Source organism: Aromatoleum evansii (genome assembly GCF_045689615.1).
Lineage (GTDB): Bacteria > Pseudomonadota > Gammaproteobacteria > Burkholderiales > Rhodocyclaceae > Aromatoleum > Aromatoleum evansii.
Genome location: NZ_CP141259.1, coordinates 4,850,032 through 4,876,569 on the forward strand (window position 1 = coordinate 4,850,032; position 26,538 = coordinate 4,876,569).

Here is a 26,538-nt window from a genome sequence, read left to right on the forward strand (position 1 = left end):
TTACCTGCTCGATGTCCAGGCTGATTTGCTCGACCACCTGAAACACTCGTGTCGTGGTCCCGCTCCTGCCCCTGAACGTCGCGCCGGCGCCAGCCCAATCCCTCAATCCCGTATTTGAGGTGGAAGGGGAGCCCGTGGCGATGGTGACCCAGTTTCTCGCAGCGGTTCCTACCCATCTACTTAAAACGGCCGTGGCCAATTTGGAAGCCCGGCGTCACGAAATCACGACCGCGGTGGACCTGCTTTTCCAGGGAATCTGAACGACTGACGAGCAGCGAAGTAACGACGCGATCGCCTTCCGCTTGTCCGGCCGCCCGTCGGATGGAAGTATGTTGAACCCATCGCGGCACACGTCGCAAACGCGGAGCACGCCGTGCCCTGCCTCACCCTCGCCCCTCCGATCGAAGTGCTGCTCGTCGATGACCAGCGCGCAATACTTGCGGGCGTCACCGCGCTGATCGAAAGCGGCGGCCCGGCGATGCGGGTCGCCGGGCAGGCCATGACGGGTCGTCAAGCAATCGATCTCGCAAACAGCATACATCCCGACGTCATCATTCTCGATGTCGATCTTGGCGGAGAGGACGGATTGAGCCTGATCCCTCGGTTGCGAGACTGCTGTGCAGCGGCGATTGTCGTATTCACCTATCACGACGCCCCGCACATCCGCCTCCGATCGGGACATCTAGGCGTTGACGGCTTTGCCTCGAAGGCGTCGTCGGGCGCGGAGCTGATCGATGCCGTACTTAACGCAGTGAGATATCGCGATTGATCGATCTCACGAATACGGCCTACTTTTCCCACGACGCCGCCCCCAGTCTGGCACAATCAGACGGAGGTTGATTCCCTTCGGTCTGCGAGCGAAAACTATCAAGTTCATGCGAGTGCGATAGATGACATCTTATGACCAGCAGTTCTTCGACTACGTAAATGCCGGCGCCCTTCGCTCAGCCCAACGCCTGCTGCCGGTTCTCTTGCGCAGTCTGAGTGTGAGCAGCGTCCTGGATGTGGGTTGCGGTCAAGGCGCTTGGCTCTCAGTGTGGAAACAACTCGGCGTATCGACAACACTCGGCATAGATGGTGCATACGTCGACAAGTCGCGACTACTCTGCGCTCCGGAATTCTTCCTTGAGGGGGATCTTTCACAGCCTTTCGATCTGGGACGCAGGTTTGAATTGGTTCAAAGCCTGGAAGTAGCAGAACACCTACCTGCATCATGCGCCGCCCCGTTCGTCGAGAGTCTCGTTCGACACTCGGACTTCGTTCTTTTTTCCGCAGCACCGAAAGGGCAAGGAGGCGACAATCACGTCAATGAACAAGACTACGATTACTGGAGACGGATCTTCGCCGAGCATGATTACACTCCGATCGATTTCCTGCGCCGAAAGATACTGTCCGATAGCAGAGTCGAACCATGGTACAGGTATAACCCCATACTGTATGTAAAGAAAGATCGCATCGATGAACTGCGTGCTGAGTTAAGAGACTGCATGGTGCCAGACCATCTCGCCATCCAGGATATTTCGCCTCTTCTATACAAATTGCGAAAACTCATCGTGCGGACGCTACCCGTACCCGTAATGACAAGAATTGCGAAACTAAAGGAACGAAGATCAGTCTGGGTAGCGCGCAACCAATCGCTAACGTGACAAAATCCACGCTCCTCGTGCTTACCATCGCCGCCTTTTCGGCCGCATCGGGACAATTGCTCTTCAAGCTAGGAGCCAAGGGAAACGTCACCTGGATCCAGTTCCTCAATGCGCAGATACTGCTTGGGTTGACGTTTTACGCGATCGGCACGGCGTTGTGGATCTACGCGCTCTCCTTCGAGAAGCTCGTGACTGTATACGCCTTTTCCGCCCTCACGTTCGTTCTCGTTTACCTCGGCGGCGTTTTTCTTCTTCACGAACGAATATCAATACAGGCAAGCGTCGGGGTCGGCGTCGTACTACTTGGGCTTTATCTGATCGCCAGTCAGAACTCGTGAAACAGAAAGTGTTCTAGAGTTCGCGATCAATAATGTACCGCGGCCGCCCCTTGCTCTCGATGTACGTCTTCGCAACATACTCGCCAATGACACCAAGGCTGAGCAGTTGGATGCCTCCGAGAAAAAACAAGGGCACCAGTGTCGACGCCCAACCGGGAACGCCAAGGTTGTTGACCAGACGTTCCCACAAGGTCCAAATTCCGCCCATAAAACTCAACGCTGAGACGAACAGTCCGAACAGAGTGATAGCGCGAAGCGGCGCCGTGGAAAATGACGTAACGCCCTCGAGTGCGAAGGCAACCATCTTCTTCAGCGGATACTTGGTTGTGCCAGCAAAGCGCCGGGCCCTGTCATAATAGACGATCGCGCTATTGAAACCGAGCTGAGGAATAACTCCGCGCAGGAACATATTGCGCTCCCCATAACGCACCAGTGCGTCGACTGCACGTCGCGACAGCAATCGGTAATCTGCATGATTGAAGACCACGTCCACGCCGAGACGCCCCAATAACCAATAGTAGCCTTCCGCGGTGACGCGTTTGAACAGGTGATCCGACGTGCGATGACGCCTCACTCCATACACGACGTCGGCCCCGCCGTGATGCGCATCAAGCATTGCATGCATCGCCTCGGGGTCGTCCTGAAGATCCGCATCGATACTGATTATCGCGTCGCCGGGTACCGTGAATAGTCCGGCCAACAGCGCATTCTGATGCCCGCAATTGCGCGAGAGCTTGATTCCATGAATCCGGGGCTCCCGGATCGCCAGAGCCTCGACGATCTCCCAAGTCCGGTCGGACGACCCATCATCCACGAAGTATAGTGCGCTTTCGTCATCGACCTTGCCTCGCGTACGCAGCTCGGCCAACAGCTCGAGCAAGCGATGAGCCGTTTCGGGAAGAACTGCTTCCTCGTTGTAACAGGGCACAATGATCGCCAAGCATGTCATCCGTCGGCTCTCCCTATCCAGTCCTTGCGCTCGTGCGATTGGTCCTCAAACGGGAGGTAACGCGATCAACATCAATTTCCCCGACTAAGCGGTAGCGCGCCCTCACCGCCGCGTCGCATCAACGGGGCTGCGCTCTCGTTTCTCACATGCACTACCGCAACCGTATCAGCATGCACCCGCCGCCACCCAGGGAGGTGGTCCAACAAAGTCGCAGCCGGCGTCCCCGGTTCGAGCAAAGTCCACCCGATATGATAGTCGGCTAGAAGCCTGGGCAACGCGTCCAGCTCGCTCAGTCCTACCGCATCCACGTAACGCTTCAGGAGTGCATCGCCGTACATGTCCGACCGACCGTCAATGAACACCGGGACACCACGATAGATCAGGTAACCACCAAAATTATATGAGTTAAGTACGGGCCCCATTGCGCCAGCGTTATTGGCGGCCTCTAAGGCTCTGGCAGGTGTCTTATCTGGGGGCGGCTCGAAACGCCCAAGGTGAAGACTAACACCTATCAGCAACACCGATACGGATGCTGCGACTAGCGTAGCGCTACGCGTCGCGGGTGCCGCCAGTGCCTCGAACACGCGATCAAGACCTTCTACGTCATGCCCCCGGCCTTTCGATGAGAGCCTCGACGCCGCAAACGGCAACGCCAGCAGGAATGGAGTGATCAGCCCGAGAATCGCAATGTGCCGCTGATGCTTTAGCGAAAGATGTACCAGACCCAACACGACGATTAGCCGTAGCACGGGCAGCCTGAGGCGCCCCAAGCAAGCGACGGCCAGGAGCAGCAGCAACCACAGCTCAAGAACCTGAGGTTTGTGAAAATCCGGCGAGTGCCACTCCTGGATTACGTCGAGAGAGAATGGCATTCCCATTACTTCGAGAGGAAACAATAAACCTTTCCAGCCGGATGGAGTGATCATTGCAGCCAGGACAGCGAGTCCGATAAAAATCGCCCAACGTCGAGCAGCACCAAATCGCAACTGAGCTGGAAACCTTAGAACTGCATCCGCTGCAAGTCCCCCTCCCAACGCAAGCCCCAGAAAGAAGCTGCTGTGCAGGTTGGCCCACAACGCCATCAATCCGAACGTCCACCACGGTGGCTCGCGCTGCTCTTCCCCTGCATCAACCAGCGCCCCTATCCAGACAGCCATTAAAAACCAGCCAAAGATATGGGGCCGCACCAGCAGATGACCCATCATCATCCCCGCGGCCAGTGCAGTGAAGAGCAATGCATACACCGGCTCCATGCGCTTCAGCAAGAAGCGCGTCATGTAGGCCAGCGTGCCCGAGAATACCAAAGCCACGAGAACGACAAGCCCCGTCCAATTCGCGCTGTGATTAACAACTGCGAGCACTACTTGCGACAGCCATTCATGAGGAGTCCACGGCGCCCCGCTCATCGAATAGGAGAACGGGTCACTTCGTGGCAAAGCGTTGTGCTCGAGGATCCACCGCCCAGCCGCAAGATGCCAGTATGTGTCGGGGTCAGCAAGTACCGAATTGAACCGCGCGCTGCCAAGCACACCGACGAGTGCCAGCAAAGCAACCACCAAGGGCCACGAAATTCCGAAGGTTCGCATGGTAGAAGGAGCTGAGTTCAACGCGCTTTCAACGGCGGACATGAGGAAGCACCTTGTATCGATAAACGAATTTAATCTAACAACAGCCTGCTTCCCAGTCGCGGCAGCATGTCACGGATGTTGCCCTTGCCATTGACACAGCCGAAACATCGCAGCGCACGCTCCCGTCCGGGCGTTTTGTCATGGGTGTCCCGCGCGCTTCCTCCCATGGGCGAAACTACCCAATTTACGGTATGTTGAACGCACCGTGGCCAATGCCACATGCGTGGAGCACGCCGTCGTGCCCTGCCTCACCCTCGCCCCTCCGATCAAAGTCCTGCTGGTGGATGACCAGCGGGCGATTCTTGCGGGGGTGACGGCGCTGATCGAGAGCGAGGGGCCGACCATGCGGGTCGCTGGGCATGCGCCAACCGCCCGCCACGCATTGGATCTCGCCCGCAGCATCCAGCCGGACATCATCGTCCTCGATGTCGATCTCGGCGGCGAAGACGGACTGGATCTGATCCAGAGACTTCTCGCCGGATGTGACGCCAGGATCATCGTATTCACCTGTCACACCGCCCCCGAGATCCGTGCTCGCGCACTACGCCTCGGCGCGTGCGATGTGATCTCGAAAGCCGCGTCGGCTGGCGAGTTGCTCGCCGCAATTCGCGCCGCGTCGAGTATTCCCGAATAAAACAACGTCGGGCAGGGCAATCGCATCATTGCGCCTGTCATTAGGTCGCTCCTGGATCCTGTGTGCAGCGGATCGTAGGGCCGCTGTTCGTGACCGAACTGACTCGCACGGCTTTTCGGGCGAGCGAACTTCCCTGCGTGGCCGGGACAGGCCTACCCGAGAGGAGTCGAGCCGCCGCTCGTGACCCCTGCGCGGTCGACGCGACTGCTCAGATGAACAGCGCGCACCCCGTGACACTTGTCCTGCACGTCCCCCGGCGCATGTACCTATGTGAATTGGGCCCAAACGCCGATGCCCGGAAAGAGCTCTACGCCTAATCTGCAATCAACGGAAACGAAACGGGGCGACGCGATGAAAACGGCGCAGATCAAAAAATCGCTGAGCGCGTTCTGGTCCGATCAGGAAGGAGTGACTGCGATCGAATACGCACTGCTCGCGGCCCTGATCCTCGCTGTAATCGTCGTTTCGGTCGGACTGGTCGGCACTAACCTCCAGGCGCTGTATGACGATGTTGCAGCGAAGGTTGCGGCGGCAATGCCCTAACGAATTCAGGTTTGTGCGGGATGTGAATGCAACTCGCAAAAAATCCGGAACGGGCCTCCCGCTCCGGTTTGTTAGCCGGATGTCCGGCGTTTTCTTGATGAAGGAGATAATCATGCTGGAAATGCTCAAGCAGTTCGTGCGAGACGAAGAAGGCGTAACAGCGATCGAGTATGGGCTGATTGCTGCCTTGATTGCGGTAGTGATTATTGGCGGTGCGACACTGTTGGGCAACAACCTTAACGCGCTGTTTACAACGATCGCGGGCTATCTTTAATAATCGCTTTCGCAATACTATTCGGCGCTCAGTCAGATTTAAGACTTTGAGCGCCGAATACTTTCCAGCCGCCCTATAAGGCAATGCAAATGAACTTGGGGCTCGCAGGCCTAATCGGTGCACTCATAGTTGCAGTACTCACCGACTTGAGTGCGCGAAAGGTGCCGAACTTCCTTATCGTTGCTGGATTTGTCGGCGCGTCATTTTTTAATGCTTTTACAACGAGCGGCAGCGGAGTCCTTGCCCCTTCGGCTGGCGGCATTGGCTTTCTTCCTGCTCTCGCCGGCGTCGCCACCGGCTTCGCTGCGCTGTTTCCCCTCTACGCTCTGCGCGCAATGGGCGCCGGCGACGTCAAACTCATGATGATGGTCGGCGCGTTTCTCGGCCCATTGCAAACCCTCGGCGTCGTCGTGCTGACCTTCGCTGCTGGCGGCGTGCTAGCAATAGCCATGGCGCTTTGGCAGCGCTCCTTCCGCCAACTCGTGCTCAACCTGCGCTTCATGCTGACCACCAGCGCGATCAGCGCTGCCGGCGGCACCAGCCCCAAACTCGAACCGCTACAGCAGACCGCCGGGCGCATGCCCTACGCGGTCGCCATCGCCGCGGGCACCCTCCTCCAGCTCTTCCTGGTCCGCTCCGGAGGCTGGGCATTGAGCTGAACCACACTTCACGGAGCAAGGCCATGAACACACCTTCGAGCGCACGCGTCATCCCCATCGACGAAGCCACCGCTTTTCCGCGCGCCCCGCGCACGCTCGAGGACACCGGCCTGCCGCTGCTGTTCCTCGTCGAACTCGCGGCGAAGCTGCTGTTCGTGCGCGGCCAGATGCGCCTGACCGAAATTTCCCACCGCCTGCACCTGCCCGCGATCGTGCTCGAAAGCCTGCTCGCGTTCATGCGCGCGGAGCGGATCTGCGAGGTGATGCGGCGCGGCGAGACCGATGGCGACATCCTCTATGAACTCACCGACGCCGGCCGTGCGCGGGCGTCGGAATACTTGAGCCGCTGCAAGTACGCGGGCGCGGCGCCGGTCAGCCTGGCTGCCTATGTAGCCCAGGTCGAGAAGCAGTCGGTCACCAAGATGCGCGTCACGCGCGAGGACGTTAACGCGGCCTTCCGCGGACTGATCATCAACCCCGAGGTGCGCGACCAACTCGGCGCGGCAATGGGCTCGGGGCGGGCGATGTTCCTGTACGGACCGGCGGGTGCCGGCAAGACCTATCTCGCCGAGCGCCTCTCCTTGCTGCTCGATGGCGACATCGCCGTGCCGCATGCCATCCTCGTGGATGGCGAAATCATCCAGATCTTCGACCCGCTGATCCACACGCCGGTCGAAGACCAGTCCCGCCCGGCCGTGCTCGACAACCTGATGCGGCCCGACCTGCGCTGGGTGATCTGCAAGCGCCCGGTGGCGATCACCGGCGGCGAGCTCACGCTGCGCATGCTGGACCTGGACTATGACGCGAGCACCGGGTTCTACCAGGCGCCTCCGCACGTCAAGGCCAACAACGGCCTGTTCGTCGTGGATGACCTCGGACGCCAGCTCATCAAACCGGAACAACTGATGAACCGCTGGATCGTGCCGATGGATCGGCACCACGACTATCTGGCGCTGCACAGCGGCACGAAATTTACCCTGCCCTTCGACGTCGTGCTCGTATTCTCGACCAACCTGATGCCGTCCGAAGTGGCCGACCCCGCTTTTTTACGTCGGCTTGGTTACAAAATTCACATCGGCCCGATGGACGAGGATCAATACAGGAACATATTCACGCGTGTCTGCGAGGAAAGGGGCGTACCTTTCGATCAGGTGGCGTTCGAAACACTGGTGAATGAGTATCACAAGGTTCACCGCCAGCCGCTGCTGGCCTGTTACCCGCGCGACATCATCAACCAGATCGCGGACCTGGCCCGCTACCGCGGCGAACCGGCACGACTCACCCAGGATTCGCTGCACTGGGCCTGGCACAACTACTTCGCATCCCGCTGAGGGTGCGGCAGGCAGAGAGGCGCGACGACCGGAACGCGGTCGGGACGCCTGAACGCTCGCCACGGCGGGCACTTGCGGGGCCGGCGCAGTTTTGCTGACGGTCCGGATACAAGGGGACTCTCATGAAAAGCAAAGGTCTCGTCTTTCTGTTCGTCGCGATGCTGGCAGGCCTTGCGGCAGTGGTGCTGGGAACCCGATGGCTGCAGCAAAAGGCCACCCCCACGGACAACCGCATCGCCGTCGCGGCCGTCGAGCTGCAGCTGGGCGGGCAGATCACCCCCGATGCCTTGCGCCTGGTGGAGTGGCCATCCGGCAGCGTCCCGACCGGTGCCTTCACCGACCTTGCCGCGCTGGATGGCCGCGTAGCCCTCACGAGCATCCTGCCGGGCGAGCCGGTCCTCGAATCGCGCCTCGCCCCCGTCGGCACCAAGGGAGGTCTGTCCGCCGTCGTGCCCCAGGGCAAGCGGGCGATCACCGTTCGCGTGAATGACGTCATCGGCGTGGCCGGTTTCGCGCTGCCGGGCAACTACGTGGACATCATGGTCAACACGGAGAACACCGGCGCGAACCGCAACAGCGAGGACCAGATGATCTCCAAGATCGTCCTCGAGCGCATCCTCGTGCTGGCCGTCGCCCAGGAGGCCAACCGCGACGAAACCAAACCCAAGGTGGTGAACGCCGTCACCCTCGAAGTTACGCCCGAGCAGGCCGAGCGGCTCGACCTCGCGCGCAGCGTCGGCAACCTTTCGCTGGTGCTGCGCAACCAGGTCGATTCCGACCCGACCGACACCGCGGGCATTACCAAGGCCAAACTGCTCCGCACCGCCGCAGAGGTTCCTCCTGAACCGGTCGCTGCCAAGCCCGCGCCCGCGATGCGACGCGTCGCTGCCAAACCGCGTCCGGCGCCCGCACCGAGCGATCGCGTGTGCGTCGAGGTGATCCGCGGCGTGAATAAGGTCAACGAATGCTTCTAGCCCATTTCCGAACCTGCATCGACGCGTGAGGACATCATGATCCCGTACAAGAACAAGGAAAATCGCCGGACCACAGCATGCGCATTGTCAGTCGTGGCGGCGCTCCTCATTCCGGGCGCCGCACAGGCCGCCGTCGGCAAGCCCGTCGTGGCCCCCGGCGGAGGCTCGCCCTGCGGCCGGGTGGAGATCGCGCCGATGGTGACCATTCCCGTCGGCAAGTCCTCGGTGATCCGGCCTCAGACGCCGGTCACGCGCATCCTGCTCGGCAACCCGGAAAACGCGCAGGCCGCGCGTCCGAGCGCCGAGAACCAGAAGGATGACAAGAACCGCCAGCAGCAGCGGCAGGACGATGGCCGCCCCGGCGTCGCGCAGGTCGATGTGTTGCTGCTCAGCCCCAACGAGATTTACCTGCTCGGCAAGACCGTCGGTGCGACGAACGTGGTCCTGGTCGACCGTGCCGGGGGCTGCACGGCACTCGATGTGACGGTCGCGATGGATATCACCTCGGTGCAAGGTGCGATCGCCGCGCTGATGCCGGGGGAGAAGGGTATCAAGGTCACCTCGGCCTACGATTCGCTGGTGCTGACCGGCACCGTAAGCGACGCAACAAAGGTCGATCGTGCGGTGCAGATCGCTGCGGCCTACGTCCGCGACGGCGGAGGAGCACAGGACGGAAACAGCATCCGCGTGCTGAACATGCTGCAGGTTGGCGCACCGCAGCAGGTGATGCTGGAAGTGAAGGTGGCCGAGGTCTCGAAGGCCGTGCTCGATCGCTTCGGCATCGACTTCTCCAGAGCCTACGTCGACGGCTCGGTGATGCGCTTCCTGTCCGGAATCTTCGGCGGCAACTCCGGCCGGCTCGGGCAGATCTCCCGTGTCGGCCCGAACGGTGCGCCGCTCAGTTCCGTTGGCGCCGTGGTCGGCGGCACGATTCCGGGCGACATTGCGGCCGGCGGCAACGTGACCCAGGAGCTGACCGAGGTCGGCGGACAACTCGTGCCGAAGTTCACAACCACCTTCGGCACGGTGCCGGCTGAAGGCGTCACGAACCTCGGCCTCGACATGCAGAAGACCGACGGCCTGGTGAAGATCCTCGCGGAACCGACCGTGATGGCCATCAGCGGGCAGGAGGGCAGCTTCCTCGCCGGCGGCAAGATCTTCATCCCGGTGGCGCAAAGCAACAACAACGGCGGCCAGACGATCACGCTGGAAGAGAAGGAGTTCGGCGTGTCGGTGAAGTTCACCCCGACCGTGCTCGATGGCGGCCGCATCAACCTCGCGGTGCGCCCGGAAGTCTCGGAGCTCAACCGCGAAGGCGTGGGTTTGACCGCTCCCGGGGTCAATGGCCTCGCGATCCTGCCGGCCTTCACGACGCGCCGGGCCTTCACGACAGTCCAGCTCGAGGACGGACAGAGCTTTGCAATCGGCGGCCTGATCAAGAACAACGCAACGACGAACATCCGCGCCTTCCCCGTCCTCGGGGAGCTTCCCATCATCGGTGCGCTGTTCCGCAGCACGGAGTTCCAGACCGACAAGTCCGAACTCGTCTTCGTGATCACGCCGCGCCTGGTCAAGCCGCTGCCGCCCAACTACACGTTGCCCACCGACAACTACGTCGAGCCGAATCGCGCCGACGTGATCTGGGGCGGCAAGCTGGAAGGCGGCGAGGCACCCGCACGAGAGCAAGGCGCGATGCCCGCGGCCGCTACAACTGCCCCCGCCGCCGGCGGATTCGAGTCCAAGTGAGGAGGCCGATCATGCGCAATATGTGGATTGTTGGAAGCGCCCTCGTGGCCTTGGCACAGACCGGCTGCGTCGCGACCTCGCCTCACTGGGACGCACAGTTTGGCGAAGCGGCAAGGGTTCTCGCCGCACAACAGGTCATCGCGCCGGAAGCTTCGCTCAACCCATCTGCCGTATCCGGGATGGATGGCAAGGCCGCGCAGGGGGCCATGGGCGAGTACGCCAAGAGCTTCACGCAGCCGCAACCGCAGACGGGCGTCTTCACGATCGGAGTCGGCGGCTCAGGGCAATGAGCGCTTAGCAGGGAGAGAAAAAATGCCCAAGGTTCATACACCAAGATCCCGCCAGCGTGGCGCCGTCGCGATCATGACCGGCCTGACAGCCGTCGTGCTGTTCGCGTTTGGCGGGCTGGTGCTGGACCTCGGGCATCTCTACATCGCCAAGTCGGAACTGCAAAACGCCTCCGATGCCGCCGCGCTGGCGGGCGCAAAGGAGCTCAACAACAAGCTCAGTGGCGTGACGGCCGCCGTCAACCGGGCGATCGCGACCGCCGCCCAGCACCGGTACGACTTCAAGAAGCCGGTCAGCATCACGATCGCGAACATCCGGCTCGCGACGTGCCCGAACCCGGGCAACGTGAATACCTGGAGCCGCCCCGGGGTCCGTAGCCCGACCTGCACCTTCATCCCCGCCGCGAGCGTGACGAGCGACGGGATGGCCTCCGGCCTCAGCTTCATCGAGGTGGATACCGGCACCCAGTCCCTCAACACCTACCTGATGCGCGTGGCTGGCGCCGCGTACAACACCACCCAGACGGCGGGTTACTCGGTGGCGGGGCGCTATCAGACGAACGTGACCCCGATCGGCGTCTGCGCGGTCGATCCAGCGAACCGTACCAGCCAGTACACCCATTCCAACGGGATGACCGAGTTGGTCGAGCTGGGTTTCCGGCGCGGTGTTACATACAACCTCTTCCAGTTGAATCCTCTGGCAAGCGGCCCATCCGACCCCTATCTCATCAACCCGGTGGACACATATCCGAACAGTTGCGACCCGAACCATTCGAGCGCAACCTTCACGGCCCCCTTCATTTGCACCGGCAACAGTGCCGTGATCAGCAGCGGCAGCGGCAAGGTCTATGTGAATACCGGCATGACGGCTTCACTGGACAGTTCGCTCAACTCGCGCTTCGACGATTACAAGTCGCCATCGGTCTGCGACCCGGGCAGCGCGCCGCCTGACACGAACATCAAGGAATACCGCTGTGCACGACCCAGCCCGACCCTGGACCCAGAATGCTCCAGCAGCAGTCCAAGTATCACGCCCACTGACTGGATGGAGCCCGGCGGAAGCACTCTGCCGAATCGCGAGTTCGTCGAGACGACCGCTTCGAACAAGCCGAATTACGCGCTACCGCCCGGCAAGCCTGGTGACACCGGCCTCGGGTATGGGGGCTACGGGGTGCTTTGGTCCTATGGCCCGGCGTATCAGGCCGACGGCAGCACCCCGCCAAAAGCGGGCGCGCCCTTTATACCCGGGGACGCTAACGGCAGTGACATGTACGACGTCCCGTTGGCGGCGCCTACATACTTTAACGTGGCAGGAACAAGCCCCCGCTATCCGACCACGGCGGGTGCTAGTTTCCCCGCAGGGACGCCTCCCGCACCCTACAATCAGCCCCCCGGCTCGCCATATTTTCAGCCCCCCACGAACAACCCCCCGGGGGTGCGAAACCGTCGTTTGCTCAACATCGTGATTGTCGACTGCACGGTGCCGCCAGTCGGCTTAGGTGCATGTCAAGCCATGGACGTCGTCGGGATCGGGAAATTCTTCATGCAGGTCCGGGCGAATTTCGCGGGGGGGCCTAACCGCCAAATGGACATGGAATTCGCCGGACTGGTCGACGACATCCTGTTGTCGGAAATCCGGCTTTACCGATAGCGAGGATAGGGGTGCCCAAATGAAACATTCGCGCACCTTCAAGACACAACGCGGCGTAGCGGCCGTCGAGTTGGCGCTCGTCATCGTGTTCCTGCTGCTGCTGACGGCCGGCATCGTGGAGTTCGGCCGCGCCTTCTGGTACTACGACGCCCTGACCAAGGCCACCCGCGACGGTGCGCGGATGCTGAGCGTTGCCGACAAGGCGACTTTCTCGACCGGCACCTTCATCGCGGACGCCAAGTTCCTCGTCACGGAGGCTGCCAACGCGGCAAACCTGAAGCCCTCGCTCAGCACCGCACAGGTTTCGGTGACGTGCCTGAATGATTCATTCAACGCCATCGGCTGTGGCAGCGGCACCGACGCGCCGAAGAACATCAGGGTCGCCATCACCGGCTATTCGATCGACATCGGCGGGATGTTCCCCTTCCTGTCGCCGAGTGGAGAGGATGCCAAGGTGTATTCGGGCGTGGCGCTCGCGCCGCAAACCACGATGCCCTACATGAAGTGAGGAGCGCCATGGCCAGCGAGATCCGACAAGCGTTCAGCGGCAACCGGCAACGGGGTGCGACAGCGGTCGAGTTTGCGATCGTCGCGATGCTCTTCTTCACCATCGTGTTCGGCATCATGGAGTTCGGTCGCGTCCTGTACGTGTGGAACACCGTGCAGGAGGTGACGCGGCGCGCCGCGCGCGAAGCCGTCGTGAGGGGATTCGCGGACGCCGGACAGGTGTCGCGCGCGGCGGTGTTCAACCCCGAGACCGGGAGCGGCACGGCCTATCTCCCGGCTGCCAAGGAAATCACTGCCGCTGACGTGAGGATCAACTACCTTAACGAAAACCTCGTGGTAGCCGACCCGATGCCGCTCGACCCGATCGACAACATCTCTGCCTGCATGGATGTGACCCGGACGGCGAGTTGCGTGCGCTACGTCGAGGCCTGCGTCGCAACGGCGGGAACCTGCACCGGATCCATCAAGTACCTCCCGATGGTCGGACTGTTCCCTTTTCTTGCAATCAACATCCCGGTTTCCAGCGTGATCATGCCGGCAGAGAGTTTGGGGTTCAGCGTATCCCCATAGGCGTCCGTGCATGCCATTTCAGAGGTACAGGAAATGAGCAAGACCAGAATTACCGTCGTGTCCTCTGACACACAGCATCTGAGCGAAATCACTCGCATCCTCGAAGGCGACAGGAGCGTGGGTGAGGTTGCAGCGATCCAGTGTGGCGCCGCCGAACTCGAGGCGATCGCCGACGTGCCGGACGTGCTGATCGTCAATGGCGGCCTTCCCGAAAACGGCGGGCTGGAAAGCTTGGCGCGACTGCGGCAACGCAACCCGGACGCCGCCTTCATCGTGGTGAGCGACAACCAGACGCCCGAGTTTCTGCTGCGTGCCATGCGCGCGGGCGTGCGCGAGGTGTTGCCGACGCCGACCGCGGGCGCCCTGCTCCACGACGCCATTGGCCGCATTGCGCCGAAGCGCAAGGCCGAGTCGTCGGCAGGCAAGATCCTCGCATTCACCTCATGCAAGGGCGGAAGCGGTGCCACCTTCATTGCAACCAACCTGGCCTGGGTTCTGGCTGCCAGTCATGGCAAGCGGGTCGCGTTCATCGACCTCAACCTGCAGTTCGGCGACGCTTCGATGTACGTCACCGACCAGCGCCCGGCGAGCGATCTGGCGGTGGTGTGCCAGCAGATTCATCGGCTCGACGCGGCCTTCCTCGAATCCGCCATGATGGAAATTGCCCCCGGCTTCAACCTGCTGGCAGCCCCCGAAGACCCGGCCCATTCCACCGACGTTCGTGCCGAGCACATTGAAGCGATTCTGAAGGTCGCACGTGCAAACTACGATTTCGTCATCGTCGACGTCGGGCGCTCGCTGGACGGTGTCAGCCTCCAGCCGCTGGACATGGCGGACATGATCTTCCCGGTGGTGCAATTGACGCTGCCCTTCATCCGCGAGGCGAAGCGCCTGGTCCAGGTGCTGCTTTCGCTTGGATACCCGATGAGCAAGGTCGGACTCATCGTGAACCGGCTGCAGAAGACCGGGGAGATCAGCATCGAAGATCTCGAGCGCACGGTGAACGCCAAAGTGTACAAGGCCATTCCGAATGCCTACGAGGCAGTGGCGGCGTCGGTGAATCAGGGCGAGCCGATTGCACGATTGGCGAAGAACAGCCCGGTCACCAAATCCTTGCGCGAAATCGCCGATTCACTTGCAGCAACTCCCGAAAAGTCGGGCAAGGGCTGGCTGTCGCGGCTGTTTGCGACCCACTAATTGACCGGCCCCGCCGCATAGGAGCCTCACATGAGCTTGCGTCAGCGCCTCGAATCCGTCTCACCCGAAGCCCCCCTGCGCTCGCAAGTGGCGGCTCCGGACACCGGTGCCACGAAGGCGTACCAGCGCCTGAAGATGCGCATCCACCAGTTGCTCCTGTCGCGCCTCGATCTGGAGGCGATGGAGGATCTCGCGCCCGACCGCCTGCGCGAGGAATTGCGGCTGATGGTGGAGCGCCTGCTCGCCGAGGAAAACGTCGTCGTCAACGCCAATGAGCGGCGCGATCTGGTCCGCGACATCCAGTACGAAATGCTGGGGCTGGGGCCAATCGAACCGCTGCTCGCCGATCCGACCGTCTCCGACATCCTGATCAACGGCTCCCAGCAGGTCTACGTGGAGCGTCACGGCAAGATCGAGCTCACCGACATCTCCTTCAGCGACGACGCTCACCTGATGAAGATCATCGACAAGATCGTCTCCCGCGTGGGACGCCGGGTCGATGAATCGAGCCCGATGGTTGATGCCCGACTGCCGGACGGCTCGCGGGTGAATGCCATCATCCCGCCGCTTGCGCTCGACGGGCCGATCGTCTCGATCCGCCGCTTCGCCGCCGTCCCGCTGACGATGATGAAGCTGATCGACTACAAGACGCTCACCCCGGCGATGGCCGAATTGCTCGCCGGCCTGGTGCACTCCAAGGTGAACATCCTGATCTCGGGCGGTACCGGCAGCGGCAAAACGACCTTGCTCAACATCCTGTCGAGCTACATTCCGCACGACGAGCGCATCGTGACGATCGAGGACGCGGCCGAGTTGCAGTTGCAACAGCCCCACGTCGTGCGGCTGGAAACGCGCCCGCCCAATATCGAGGGCAAGGGCGAAGTGACCCAGCGTGCATTGGTCCGCAACGCGCTGCGCATGCGGCCGGACCGCATCATCCTTGGCGAGACGCGCGGCGCCGAAGCCTTCGACGTGCTGCAGGCGATGAACACCGGTCACGAGGGTTCCATGACCACTGTTCACGCCAACACCGCGCGCGACGCGCTTGGCCGCATGGAGAACATGATCGGGATGGCCGGGGCAAACCTGCCGCCCAAGGTCGCGCGCGCACAAATCGCGGGCGCCATCGGCGTGATCGTGCAGACCAACCGCCTGACCGACGGCAAGCGCAAGCTGACCAGCATCCAGGAGATCACCGGCATGGAAGGCGACGTGATCACCATGCAGGAGGTATTCACCTTCCGCCAGACCGGCATCGCCGACAACGGTGCAGTGCAAGGGCATTTCACTGCGACCGGCGTGCGCCCGCACTTCGCCGATCGGTTGCGCTCCTACGGCATCAAGCTGCCGGAGGAGATGTTCGACCCGACGCGGCGCTTCGAGTGAGCTCGCCATGGACATCCTGACTCTGCTTTTCGCGCTGGCAACCTTCATCGCCGTGGTGCTCTTCCTGGAAGGCGCGTACCTGTGGTGGACCTCGACCCACAGTCCGGAGGTCAAACGCCTCAACCGTCGCCTCGAAGAGGTGGCCACCGGCGTGCAACAGGAACACAAGGCCAAACTGTTCAAGGACGACAGCGCATCGGGCTCGGCTGCCGGCGACCGCATGTTGGCCGCAATTCCTCGCCTGGGCGGACTGAACCGCCTGATCGTCCAGTCGCGCCTGAACCTCACGCTGGCACAGTTCGTCGGCTGGACCCTCGCCCTCGCGGCAGTCGGCTTCGCGCTGCCGCTGATGTTCGATCGCCCCTTCATCCTTGGCGTGCTCGCCGGCGGCATTTTGGCCTTGCTGCCCCCGCTCTACGTCACGCGCGCGCGGTCCCAGCACATGCAGCAGTTCGAACGGCAATTGCCCGAGGCCTTGGACCTGATGGGGCGCGCCTTGCGTGCCGGCCACGCCTTCCCGACCGCGATCAAGATGGTGGCGGACGAGATGAAGGACCCGATCGGTGGGGAGTTCCGCATTCTCTTCGACGAGATGAACTACGGCGTTCCGCAGCAGACTGCGCTGCTGAACCTCGCCTCGCGCACCGACAGCACCGACCTCAGCTACTTCGTGATCGCGGTGCTGATCCAGCGCGATTCGGGGGGCAACCTCGCCGAGTTGCTCGACAACATCAGCGCGATCATCCGCGCGCGCCTCAAGCTGTACGGCGAAATCCGCACCCTGTCGGCGGAGGGCCGGCTCTCGGCCTGGATCCTCGGCTGCCTGCCCTTTGCGACGGCGGCCATGGTCAACATCGTGAATCCCGGCTTCATGAAGGTGCTGTGGGAGGATCCGGCCGGGATCAACTTCATCTATGGCGCCCTGACGATGATGGTGATTGGCGTGCTGTGGATGCGCAAGATCATCCGCATCCGCGTCTAGCGTAGCGCGAAGAGGAGAACGCAGATATGGACTACACGCAACTCGCGTTTCTCGGACTGCTGTTCATCGCAGTCACGGCCGGCGCCTTTTTCCTGATGAATTACTTTGCGCGCTCGCCGACCGCCGCGCGCCTGGAAGCCCTCGGGTCCCCGGGAAAGGCCGCGCCAGCACCGGCAGCCGACGCGTGGATCGAGCGCACGGTGAAACTTACCGGCCCGTTCGCAAAGCTGTCCGCGCCGGAAGACGGCGAGCAGACATCCGCCTTGCGCGCCCGCTTCCTGCACGCGGGAATCCGCAACCCGTCGGCACCGGTCGCGTTCTTCGGCATCAAGACGATTCTCGCCCTCGGCCTGCCGTTGCTGGCGTACTTCACCGTCTTGGTGTCGATGCCCGGATTGCAGTTCCAGGGCACCCTGCTGGCGGTTCTGCTCGCCGCGACCCTTGGCTACTACCTGCCCAATATCGTCCTCAATCGCATGATTTTCGTGCGGCAACGCGAAATCTTCGAGACCTTTCCTGACGCACTCGACCTCATGACCGTCTGTGTCGAGGCAGGTCTCGGCGTCGAGGCCGCCCTCGTGCGCGTCGCCGACGAGATGCAGCACAAGAGCGAGGCACTGGCGGAAGAACTGCACCTCGTGACGCTGGAATTGCGTGCCGGACTCGAACGTGCCCGAGCCTTGCGCAATCTCTCGATGCGCACCGGCGTCGAGGAGGTCGAAGGCTTTGTCGCGATGATCATCCAGGCTGAACGCTTCGGCACCAGCATCGCCGCATCGCTGCGTGTGCATTCCGACATGCTGCGCACCCGCCGCCGCCAGCGCGCCGAAGAGGCAGCCGCGAAGATCGCACTGAAGCTCTTGTTTCCACTGATTTTCTGCATCTTCCCGTCGCTGATGCTCGTCCTGCTCGGGCCGGCAATGATCCAGGTCTACCGCATTCTGCTGCCGACGATGGCTGGCAGCAGCGGCGGCTGACACGCCGCCACGCAACTGGTGCCCATTCGGAGAACCGTGATGAAAAGGTACGCGCTCACCTTGAAGCCCGTGCTCGTGGCCATTGTCCTCGGCGCGTGCAGCACCACGCCGGACATGCCGAAAGACGCATGGAAGATCGCCCCGGTTCAGACCGTCCGACACGGGGGAGCCACTGCCGCAGGTTACTTCGCGCTCGGTCGCGTCAAGGAAGGACAGGGTGCAAGCGCCCAGGCGATCGACGCCTACCGCAAGGCGCTCGCAGCCGACCCGGCCCACGTTGCGGCATGGAACGCACTCGGCGCGCTGCAGATGCAACTGGGCCGCACCGACGAAGGCCTGCAGGCATTGGAGCGCGCCGTCAGTCTGGCCCCGACGACCAGCCATCTGCACAACAACCTCGGCTACGCCCTGCTGCTCGCAGGTCGTGACGAGGCGGCGGCGAATTCGTTGCGGCGTGCGGTCGAACTGGACGGGAACAACCGTCGCGCGTGGAGCAATCTGGCGACGGCATATCGCCGCCAGGGCGCCGACGACCGGGCGGAATTCGCGGAGGCGCGTGCGCGGGGCAATTGGTCCGTTGCGACCGCGACGCCCGCCAAGGCGACTCCGGCCTCGCCGCCGGCATTGCCCACCCCCGCGGCTTCCACGACACACGTGCTTTCGACGACCGCCGCAGCGCCGGCCCTCGTCGTGGCGCCCGCGCCCCAGCCTATGGCACCGAAGCTGCCGACCGTCGACATTAGCGCCGTGAATACCGACCCGTCCCCGAACGCCACCCCGATCGCGGCGCTGGGTTCGGAACCGTCTATCGCCCCTGCAGCCGCAGCGCCAGCCGCACCGGCGGCGAGCAGCATCGAAGCCAGGACGGCCGCGCTCGGTTTTTCACCCGTGTCGCCAATGGCAGTCAGCAAGGCGGCTCCCGCCGTGGAGGTCAGTACGACACCGCAAGCGACCCTCGTGAAGGTCGCGGAAAACGTGTTCGAGCTGCGCAACGGTCCCGCACCTCGCGATACCGCGGTCGCGGAGGCTGCTGCCATCATCGCTGCTGCGGCCGCGCCGGCCTCGCCTCCCGCGGCGCTCGCCCGGGTGGCCGTAACGGTCAACGCTTCGCCCGTTTCATCTGCCGCAATCGCGGCGCCCTCCCCCACGGCACGCTACGAGATCTCGAACGGACATGGCGGCGAAGGTCTTGCCCGACGACTGGCCGGACTCCTCGGCCAGCAGGGCTTCGCCCGTCCCCGGCTGACGAATCAAACGCCGTACAACCAGGTCAGCTCGGTCATCCAGTATCGGGACGGCTATCGCGCATCGGCGGAAGCCTTCGCCGCGCTGCTGCCCTTCCAGCCCGAACTCCTCCCCGCCGCGACCGCCGGCCTGAGGGCCGACGTTCGCCTGGTGCTCGGGCGTGATCTGACGACCAGCGATGCGTGCGCCGTGCTGGGGCTATGCACGCGAGTGGCCCGCACGCCAGCGCCGAAACTTGCCGCTGCGCGGGACGGCAGAACCGACTAATCCTCGCCCCAAGTAGGGCGGAAAAGCCGAAGGCGCCTTCCGCGGAATGAGCGGCAGTGCGGGATCGGTTGCTGCTTGGCGGAAAGCGCAGCGCTTTTCCGCCCTACGGGCTGCGCGCAGCCGGGCTCAGCTTCGTTTCAGGTCCCGGTAAAAGTTCTCGTGCGGACCAACCGATTCCAGATATATCAACCTGACTTGCTCCGCGACCGTGTATCCGAGCAGATAGAGTTGTCCCTGGCTTCGAAACTTGACGACCAGCAACTCCGCCAGATCTCCTTTCTTGCGCTCGCCGATGGCCGGGTTTTCCGCGACAGAGGCGACCGCGGTGTCGACATCGACGACAACGTTGTCGTGAAGCTTCTTGTACTGCCGGGCAAATCGGCGTGTCTGCTGAACGCCGTAGGCACTCACTGGGCACGACTCCGCGGCACGAAGGGGGTGGCGTCTTCGCGCGCCTCGGCCATCGATGCAAGAGACTCGGCCACAAAACTTACCGGCAAGTCGGGGTTATCGAGTGCAGCTCGGCCCACCTTTGCCCAAAACTCGATCTGGCCGGCAATGGTGCGATGCTCGGCAGCGGCATCGGCCTTGGCCTGGTCGTACAGCGTTTGGTCAATTCGGATCGAGGTGGTGGCAGGCATGGCGGAACCTTTACTACAATTGTGGTAACTCATCCTAAATCCAGACGCGGCTTCTGTCCACACGCCGGAACCGTGGGCGCGACGCCGACATGTCGGCGTTTTGGAAGGATTGACGGTAACACCTCAAAAAGAACAAACCCCCGCGAGGCGTTGGCCTCGCGGGGGTTTGCGTATCAAGCCGCGACACATGACGTGTCGCGGACTTCCTGCTGACGCTTAGTGCGACGCAGCGGTCGCTGCGCCCACGCCCGTCTGCGCACGCACGTACTGGTCGTCGAAGGCTTCGATTTCCTTTTGTGCGGCAACGCTGGAGTCCATCTTCGACACCACGATCGCGAGGATGAAGGCGATCGGCATCGAAAACAGGGCCGGCTGCGTGTAGGGGAAGATCGCGGCCGCATTGTGCAGCACGTCGACCCACACCGACTTCGACAGCACGACGAAGGTCACGGCGCTGGCGAGGCCGCAGTAGCCGCCCCACAGCGCGCCACGGGTGGTCAGGCCCTTCCAGTACATCGACAGGATCAGCACCGGGAAGTTGGCCGAGGCCGCCACGCCGAAGGCCAGCGCAACCATGAACGCGATGTTCATCTTCTCGAAGGCCATGCCGAGCAGGATCGCGACGATGCCGAGGCCGATGGTGGCGAACTTCGACACCTTCAGCTCGGTGGTTTCCGACGCCTTGCCCTTCATGATGACGCGGGCGTAGATGTCGTGCGAGATCGCCGAGGCGCCCGCCAGTGCGAGACCGGCGACGACCGCGAGGATGGTCGCGAAGGCCACGGCCGACAGGAAGCCCAGCAGCAGGTTGCCGCCGACCGCCTTGGCGAGGTGCATGGCGATCATGTTGCCGCCGCCGATGACCTTGCCGCCGATCTGGCCGCCCTCGAAGAACTCGGGGTTGGTGCCGACGATGAGGATCGCGCACAGGCCCATGATGGCGATGACGTTGAAGAAGTACGCGACGATACCCGAGGCGTAGAGCACCGACTTGCGCGCTTCCTTGGCGTCGGTGACGGTGAAGAAGCGCATCAGGATGTGCGGCAGGCCGGCGGTGCCGAACATCAGGCCCAGGCCGAGCGAGATCGCGGTGACCGGGTCGGCGAGCAGGCTGCCCGGGGCGAGCAGCTTGCCGCCCAGCTTGTGCACTTCCATCGCGCGGGTGGTCAGCTCGTCGAAGCTGAAGCCGAACTGGCTGAACGCCAGCAGCATCACGGAGGTGCCACCGATCAGCAGCATGCAGGCCTTGATGATCTGCACCCAGGTCGTCGCGACCATGCCGCCGAAGGTGACGTACACCATCATCAGCGCGCCGACCACGAACAGCGCGATGTTGTAGTCGAGACCGAACAGCAGCTTGATGAGCTGGCCGGCGCCGACCATCTGGGCGACGAGGTAGAAGCACACGACGGTCAGCGAGCTGACGGCGGCCATCGTGCGTACCTTGCCCTGGTCGAGGCGGTAGGCGGTGATGTCGGCGAAGGTGAACTTGCCGAGGTTGCGCAGGCGTTCGGCCATCAGGAACAGGATGATGGGCCAGCCGACGAAGAAGGCGATCATGTAGATGTACGCATCGACACCCTGCGTGTACATCATCGCGGTCAGGCCGAGCAGGGTCGCGGCGGACATGTAGTCACCGGCGATCGCCAGGCCGTTCTGCCAGCCGGTGATGCCGCCGCCGGCGGTGTAGAAGTCCGACGTCGACTTGGTACGCGAGGCGGCCCAGTAGGTGATGCCCAGCGTCAGCATCACGAAGACGAAGAACATCAGGATTGCGTGCAGGTTGAGGCCCTGCTTTTCCGTCTGGGCGATGGCATCGCCGGCAACGGCCGAAGCGGCCACGGACAGCGAGAACAGGCCGGCGGCCAGGCGCGAAATAACGGAGGCTTTCATTATTTTTCCTCCTTCAGCGCAGCGCGCACGATTTCATTGTTGATGTCGTCGAACTCGCCGTTGGCGCGACGCACATAGACCAGGGTCAGCACCCAGAAGAACACGAACTGGAACAGGCCGACGGCGACGCCGAAGGTCAGGTTGCTGCCTTCCGACAGCCGCTGCGCGATGAGCCCGGGCGCGAACGCGACGAGCATCACGAAGCCGTAGAAGATCGCCAGCACGACGATCGACAGGATCGTGGCAAAGCGGGTCCGCTTCGCGACGAGTTCCGCAAAACGCGGATTGCGCCTGATGTGCGCATACATTGAAACCGACATTCCCTCTCCCTCCAAGAAAAGCAACGATGTCACGCTGCTCCTCCACATTCCTCCTTCAGCCGACCCGATGTCTGTCGCACCGGTGCCGACGGGCGGATGATATATCATCTACAAGACTCCATACCACTACGTATGGAGTTTTTTTAATTCCTTGATAAATTGAATTTTTCTACCATTCCCGAAACGAGCGAGGGACCCCGGACATGAGCGGCGAGATCTTCTTTTCCACCGATGGCGACATCGCCACGCTGACCCTCTCCAACCCCGACAAGCTCAACGCGATCGATTCCGCGATGTGGGTCGCGCTGCGTGAAGCCTTCGAGCGCATCGCTGCAACGCCCGCGCTGCGCTGCGTGATCCTGCGCGGCGCAGGCGACAAGGCCTTCGCGGCGGGCGGCGACATCGAGGAATTCCTGACCGTGCGCGCGACCGTAGACGACGCGCTGCACTACCACGACACGCTGGTCGCGGCGGCGCTGGATGCGATCCGCGCGTGCGCAATTCCCACGGTTGCCGCGATTCAGGGGGCCTGCGTCGGCGGCGGCCTGGAGATCGCCGGCTGTTGCGACCTGCGCATCGCGGGCGAGTCGGCACGGTTCGGCGCGCCGATCAACCGCCTGGGCTTCTCGATGTATCCGGGCGAGATGGCGGGCCTGCTGGATCTGGTCGGCCCGGCGGTGCTGCTGGAGATCCTGCTCGAGGGGCGCATCCTCGACGCGCGCGAGGCGCTGCAGAAGGGCTTGCTGACGCGCGTGACCGACGACGAGAAGGTGCTCGACGAGGCCCGCGCGAGCGCCGCGCGCATCGTCGCCGGCGCGCCGCTGGTTGCGCGCTGGCACAAGCAGTGGGTGCACCGGCTGATGCGCGGCGGCGCCTTGAGCGACGAAGAAAAGCGCGCAGCCTTCGACTTCCTCGCGACCGACGACTACAAGGAGGGCCTCGAAGCCTTCTTCGCGAAGCGCAAACCGGTGTTCACCGGGCGCTGATCGGCCCCCTCCAGGCCCCTGTGGGAGCGGCTTCAGCCGCGAATTGGCGCGTCACTATGCCGAAGCGCTGGATTCGCGGCTGAAGCCCCTCCCACAACAACATCCGGTCGCCGGCATGCGATCACGCACCCCACGCTGCCGGCAGCACCGCCGAAAGATCCAGATTCGTCGCCACGCTGTCCGCCAGGCGATCGAGATCCGCTTCGCGCCGCGCCGCAAGATCGACCGTCTCGACCTCCCCCGCCCCGGCCCACGCGAGCAGCGCGGACAGGGCTTCCGGCGCGTCGAACAGACCGTGCAGGTAGGTTCCGAGGATCTGCCCGTCGGCCGACAGCGCACCATCGGGGCGCCCGTCGGCGAAGCGTAGCGCTGGGCGCTCGAGCGCCGCGCCGCGGCTCACGCCCATGTGGATCTCGTAGCCGGCGACCGCCGCTCCGCCCGGCAGGCACAGACTCCCGCTGCGGTTTTCGAGCTGTTTTTCGGCTTCCAGCACCGTTTCCATGTCGAGCAGGCCCAGCCCCGCGGCGGTGTTCGCGCTTCCTTCGAGCCCCAGCGGGTCGGCCAGCGCACCACCGAGCATCTGGAAGCCGCCGCAGATGCCGATCACCTTGCCGCCGTAGCGCAGGTGCCGCTTGATCGCGGGCTCCCAACCCTGCGCACGCAGCCAGGCGAGGTCGGCCTGCACGCTCTTGGATCCGGGCAGCACGATCAGGTCGGCGGGCGGTATGGCCTGGCCCGGGCCGACCCAGCGGAAATCGACCTGCGGATGCAGGCGCAGCGCGTCGAGGTCGGTGTGATTGGAGATGCGCGGATAGACCGGCGCGACGACGCGCAGGCGCGCTTCGCGCTTGTCGACACGAGCCTCGCCGAGCGCGTCCTCGGCGTCGAGGAAGAGGCCGTGCAGGTAGGGCAGCACGCCCAGCACCGGCCGGCCGGTGCGTTCCTCCAGCCAATCCAGGCCGGACTGCAGCAGGCCGATGTCACCGCGAAAGCGGTTGATGACGAAGCCTTTCACGCGCGCCTGCTCCGATGGCGACAGCAGCTCGAGGGTGCCCACGAGATGGGCGAACACGCCGCCGCGGTCGATGTCGGCGACGAGGATCACCGGCACGTCGGCGGCTTCGGCGAAGCCCATGTTGGCGATGTCGCGATCGCGCAGGTTGATCTCCGCCGGGCTCCCCGCGCCTTCGACCAGCACACAATCGTAGGCACTCGTGAGGCGGTCCCAGGACTGCATCACGGCCTTCATCGCGGTCGGCTTGTAGGCGTGGTAGTCGCGCGCAGACAGGTTGGCGGCGACCTTGCCGTGGATGACGACCTGCGCGCCGATGTCGGTGGAGGGCTTGAGCAGCACGGGATTGAAGTCGGTATGCGGTGCCACGCCCGCGGCGAGCGCCTGCAGCGCCTGCGCGCGGCCGATTTCGCCGCCGTCCGCCGTCACCGCCGAGTTGAGCGCCATGTTCTGCGGCTTGAACGGCGCCACGCGCACGCCGCGACGCGCCAGCACCCGCGCGATGCCCGCGACCAGCGTGCTCTTGCCCGCATCGGAGGTCGTTCCCTGCACCATCAGGGTGATTGCTTGCGGCATGGCGTAGAATCCCGGCTCGTTCAAAGCGGCGGATTATCGCCGATTACTAACGCCGCAACTAAACACCGTTCGGGCGGAGCCCTTCGACAGGCTCAGGGCGAACGGTTGTTGTTGATTGCCGACTTGCTAACCCGGAAGTGAAAATACCGTTCGGGCTGAGCCTGTCGAAGCCCTGCCCGTGCTCTTCGACAAGCCTGTCCTGAGCCAGTCGAAGGACTCAGAGCAGACGGTTGTACTGAATTTCCGCCTTGATTGCTTCGCGCCGATGATTTCCCTGTTCGTCAAACTCCTCGCCGGCATCGCGCTCGACCACCTGCTCGGCGAGCCGCGCCGCTGGCATCCGCTGGTCGGTTTCGGCCGCTGGGCCGGTTGGCTGGAAGCGCGCCTGCGCCCGCAGCTGCCGACCCGCGCGGGCGGACTGCTTGCGTGGCTGCTGGCGATCGGGCCGTGGCTCGCACTCGCGCTGTGGCTGCGCGTAAGCCATCCCGCCGCGCACTGGGTCGTCGACATCGGCCTGCTGTATTTCGCGCTCGGCGCGCGCAGCCTCGCGCAGCATGCAGAGGCCATCGCCGCACCGCTCGCGGCCGGGGACCTCGACATGGCGCGCGAGCGCGTGGGCTGGATCGTCAGCCGCGACACGCGTGCGCTGGACGATGCCGGCGTCGCCAAGGCGGGCACCGAGTCGGTGCTGGAGAACGGCAACGATGCGGTGTTCGGCGCGCTGTTCTGGTTCTGCGTCGCGGGCGGCGCCGGCGCGCTGGTGTTTCGCCTCGCCAACACGCTGGACGCGATGTGGGGCTACCGCACGGAACGCTTCATCCGCTTCGGCTGGGCGGCGGCGCGCCTCGACGATGTGCTGAACTGGCTGCCAGCGCGGCTCACCGCGCTGACCTACGCCCTGCTCGGCCGCAGCCGCGACGCGCTGGCGTGCTGGCGCGCGCAGGCGCCAGCGTGGGACAGCCCCAACGCCGGGCCGGTGATGGCCGCGGGCGCGGGTGCGCTGGGCGTGCAGCTCGGCGGCGCGGCGATCTACCACGGCCGCGAGGAGGTCCGCCCGCCGCTCGGCTGCGGCCGCACGCCCGACGCCGCCAGCGTGCGCGCGGCGGTGCAACTGATGCAACGCGGCATGCTGCTGTGGGCGGGGGCCGCCGCCGCCGGGGCAGTGCTCGCGGCACTGGCGGGAACGAGATGAAGGGATTCGCGCATGCATCCATGTGGGAGCGGCTTCAGCCGCGAATGGGCGGTGTCGCCTGCTGCATAGCCCATTCGCGGCTGAAGCCGCTCCCACAGGAGAATCATCGGCACCGAGTCGCAGCGGA

The 26,538-nt window shown here is 63.6% G+C and carries 29 protein-coding genes; 22 read left to right on the forward strand and 7 right to left on the reverse strand.

Annotation, left to right across the window (positions count from 1 at the left end):
- Positions 1-53: 53 nt before the first annotated feature.
- The 4 genes from U5817_RS22695 to U5817_RS22710 all read left to right on the forward strand — a co-directional run bounded on the left by U5817_RS22695 (position 54) and on the right by U5817_RS22710 (position 1,984).
- Positions 54-260, forward strand: coding sequence for a CcdB family protein (locus U5817_RS22695; protein ID WP_407278901.1), 207 nt, complete (start codon positions 54-56; stop codon positions 258-260).
- A 113-nt stretch (positions 261-373) separates the two neighbouring features.
- The gene (locus U5817_RS22700) at positions 374-769 is read left to right on the forward strand and encodes a response regulator transcription factor (RefSeq protein ID WP_407278902.1); all 396 of its coding nucleotides are present in this window, start codon (positions 374-376) and stop codon (positions 767-769) included.
- 121 nt (positions 770-890) lie between these two features.
- The gene (locus tag U5817_RS22705) at positions 891-1,646 is read left to right on the forward strand and encodes a methyltransferase domain-containing protein (RefSeq protein WP_407278904.1); all 756 of its coding nucleotides are present in this window, start codon (positions 891-893) and stop codon (positions 1,644-1,646) included.
- On the forward strand, positions 1,643-1,984 hold the full coding sequence (locus U5817_RS22710) for a hypothetical protein (RefSeq protein ID WP_407278906.1): 342 nt from the start codon (positions 1,643-1,645) through the stop codon (positions 1,982-1,984). The genes U5817_RS22705 and U5817_RS22710 overlap by 4 nt, the downstream gene beginning before the upstream one ends.
- Before the next feature lie 13 nt (positions 1,985-1,997).
- Here U5817_RS22710 and U5817_RS22715 read toward each other — a convergent pair whose 3' ends face one another.
- Positions 1,998-2,924, reverse strand: a complete 927-nt coding sequence (locus U5817_RS22715; RefSeq protein ID WP_407278907.1) for a glycosyltransferase family 2 protein — start codon at positions 2,922-2,924, stop codon at positions 1,998-2,000.
- An 80-nt stretch (positions 2,925-3,004) separates the two neighbouring features.
- Positions 3,005-4,561 (reverse strand): hypothetical protein, encoded by a 1,557-nt coding sequence (locus U5817_RS22720; RefSeq protein WP_407278908.1) that lies wholly within the window; start codon positions 4,559-4,561, stop codon positions 3,005-3,007.
- A 223-nt stretch (positions 4,562-4,784) separates the two neighbouring features.
- Here U5817_RS22720 and U5817_RS22725 point away from each other — a divergent pair, with 223 nt between their 5' ends.
- From U5817_RS22725 to U5817_RS22800, 16 genes are all read left to right on the forward strand, one after another.
- Complete coding sequence (locus U5817_RS22725; protein ID WP_407278910.1) at positions 4,785-5,195, forward strand: response regulator transcription factor; 411 nt, start codon at positions 4,785-4,787, stop codon at positions 5,193-5,195.
- Positions 5,196-5,546: 351 nt separating this feature from the next.
- On the forward strand, positions 5,547-5,738 hold the full coding sequence (locus tag U5817_RS22730) for a Flp family type IVb pilin (RefSeq protein WP_407278911.1): 192 nt from the start codon (positions 5,547-5,549) through the stop codon (positions 5,736-5,738).
- Between the two features lie 112 nt (positions 5,739-5,850).
- The gene (locus U5817_RS22735; RefSeq protein ID WP_407278912.1) at positions 5,851-6,012 is read left to right on the forward strand and encodes a Flp family type IVb pilin; all 162 of its coding nucleotides are present in this window, start codon (positions 5,851-5,853) and stop codon (positions 6,010-6,012) included.
- A gap of 89 nt (positions 6,013-6,101) precedes the next feature.
- Complete coding sequence (locus U5817_RS22740; protein ID WP_407278913.1) at positions 6,102-6,671, forward strand: prepilin peptidase; 570 nt, start codon at positions 6,102-6,104, stop codon at positions 6,669-6,671.
- A 23-nt stretch (positions 6,672-6,694) separates the two neighbouring features.
- The gene (locus U5817_RS22745) at positions 6,695-8,002 is read left to right on the forward strand and encodes an ATP-binding protein (RefSeq protein ID WP_407278914.1); all 1,308 of its coding nucleotides are present in this window, start codon (positions 6,695-6,697) and stop codon (positions 8,000-8,002) included.
- Between the two features lie 122 nt (positions 8,003-8,124).
- Positions 8,125-8,976, forward strand: a complete 852-nt coding sequence (gene cpaB / locus U5817_RS22750) for a Flp pilus assembly protein CpaB (RefSeq protein WP_407278915.1) — start codon at positions 8,125-8,127, stop codon at positions 8,974-8,976.
- 93 nt (positions 8,977-9,069) lie between these two features.
- A complete protein-coding gene (locus U5817_RS22755) occupies positions 9,070-10,722 on the forward strand; it encodes a type II and III secretion system protein family protein (RefSeq protein WP_407278916.1) in 1,653 nt (550 codons plus the stop codon).
- 11 nt (positions 10,723-10,733) lie between these two features.
- A complete protein-coding gene (locus U5817_RS22760) occupies positions 10,734-11,012 on the forward strand; it encodes a pilus assembly protein (protein WP_407278917.1) in 279 nt (92 codons plus the stop codon).
- A gap of 22 nt (positions 11,013-11,034) precedes the next feature.
- Entirely contained in the window at positions 11,035-12,660 is a 1,626-nt protein-coding gene (locus U5817_RS22765) for a pilus assembly protein TadG-related protein (RefSeq protein ID WP_407278918.1), read from the forward strand.
- Positions 12,661-12,679: 19 nt separating this feature from the next.
- Positions 12,680-13,168, forward strand: a complete 489-nt coding sequence (locus tag U5817_RS22770; RefSeq protein ID WP_407278919.1) for a TadE/TadG family type IV pilus assembly protein — start codon at positions 12,680-12,682, stop codon at positions 13,166-13,168.
- A gap of 8 nt (positions 13,169-13,176) precedes the next feature.
- A complete protein-coding gene (locus tag U5817_RS22775) occupies positions 13,177-13,737 on the forward strand; it encodes a TadE/TadG family type IV pilus assembly protein (RefSeq protein WP_407278920.1) in 561 nt (186 codons plus the stop codon).
- Between the two features lie 33 nt (positions 13,738-13,770).
- Positions 13,771-14,934, forward strand: coding sequence for a CpaE family protein (locus U5817_RS22780; RefSeq protein ID WP_407278921.1), 1,164 nt, complete (start codon positions 13,771-13,773; stop codon positions 14,932-14,934).
- 30 nt (positions 14,935-14,964) lie between these two features.
- Complete coding sequence (locus U5817_RS22785; protein WP_169206807.1) at positions 14,965-16,320, forward strand: CpaF family protein; 1,356 nt, start codon at positions 14,965-14,967, stop codon at positions 16,318-16,320.
- Between the two features lie 7 nt (positions 16,321-16,327).
- The gene (locus U5817_RS22790; RefSeq protein ID WP_407278922.1) at positions 16,328-17,302 is read left to right on the forward strand and encodes a type II secretion system F family protein; all 975 of its coding nucleotides are present in this window, start codon (positions 16,328-16,330) and stop codon (positions 17,300-17,302) included.
- A gap of 26 nt (positions 17,303-17,328) precedes the next feature.
- Positions 17,329-18,279 (forward strand): type II secretion system F family protein, encoded by a 951-nt coding sequence (locus U5817_RS22795; RefSeq protein ID WP_407278923.1) that lies wholly within the window; start codon positions 17,329-17,331, stop codon positions 18,277-18,279.
- Positions 18,280-18,318: 39 nt separating this feature from the next.
- Positions 18,319-19,791, forward strand: coding sequence for a LytR C-terminal domain-containing protein (locus U5817_RS22800; protein ID WP_407278924.1), 1,473 nt, complete (start codon positions 18,319-18,321; stop codon positions 19,789-19,791).
- Positions 19,792-19,917: 126 nt separating this feature from the next.
- On the opposite strand, the gene U5817_RS22805 is transcribed toward U5817_RS22800, so the two are convergent.
- The 4 genes from U5817_RS22805 to U5817_RS22820 all read right to left on the reverse strand — a co-directional run bounded on the left by U5817_RS22805 (position 19,918) and on the right by U5817_RS22820 (position 22,645).
- Positions 19,918-20,202, reverse strand: coding sequence for a type II toxin-antitoxin system RelE/ParE family toxin (locus U5817_RS22805; RefSeq protein WP_407278925.1), 285 nt, complete (start codon positions 20,200-20,202; stop codon positions 19,918-19,920).
- Positions 20,199-20,432 (reverse strand): ParD-like family protein, encoded by a 234-nt coding sequence (locus U5817_RS22810; protein ID WP_407278927.1) that lies wholly within the window; start codon positions 20,430-20,432, stop codon positions 20,199-20,201. Before U5817_RS22810 ends, U5817_RS22805 begins: the two co-directional genes overlap by 4 nt.
- 216 nt (positions 20,433-20,648) lie before the next feature.
- Positions 20,649-22,325, reverse strand: coding sequence for a cation acetate symporter (locus U5817_RS22815; protein WP_407278928.1), 1,677 nt, complete (start codon positions 22,323-22,325; stop codon positions 20,649-20,651).
- The gene (locus tag U5817_RS22820; protein ID WP_369333963.1) at positions 22,325-22,645 is read right to left on the reverse strand and encodes a DUF485 domain-containing protein; all 321 of its coding nucleotides are present in this window, start codon (positions 22,643-22,645) and stop codon (positions 22,325-22,327) included. The genes U5817_RS22815 and U5817_RS22820 overlap by 1 nt, the downstream gene beginning before the upstream one ends.
- A 203-nt stretch (positions 22,646-22,848) precedes the next feature.
- Between U5817_RS22820 and U5817_RS22825 the strand changes: the two genes are divergently transcribed.
- The gene (locus U5817_RS22825) at positions 22,849-23,631 is read left to right on the forward strand and encodes an enoyl-CoA hydratase/isomerase family protein (protein WP_407278929.1); all 783 of its coding nucleotides are present in this window, start codon (positions 22,849-22,851) and stop codon (positions 23,629-23,631) included.
- 121 nt (positions 23,632-23,752) lie between these two features.
- Here U5817_RS22825 and U5817_RS22830 read toward each other — a convergent pair whose 3' ends face one another.
- Positions 23,753-25,219, reverse strand: coding sequence for a cobyric acid synthase (locus tag U5817_RS22830; RefSeq protein ID WP_407278930.1), 1,467 nt, complete (start codon positions 25,217-25,219; stop codon positions 23,753-23,755).
- 265 nt (positions 25,220-25,484) lie between these two features.
- Between U5817_RS22830 and cbiB the strand changes: the two genes are divergently transcribed.
- On the forward strand, positions 25,485-26,411 hold the full coding sequence (gene cbiB, locus U5817_RS22835; protein WP_407278931.1) for an adenosylcobinamide-phosphate synthase CbiB: 927 nt from the start codon (positions 25,485-25,487) through the stop codon (positions 26,409-26,411).
- Positions 26,412-26,538 lie beyond the last annotated feature (127 nt).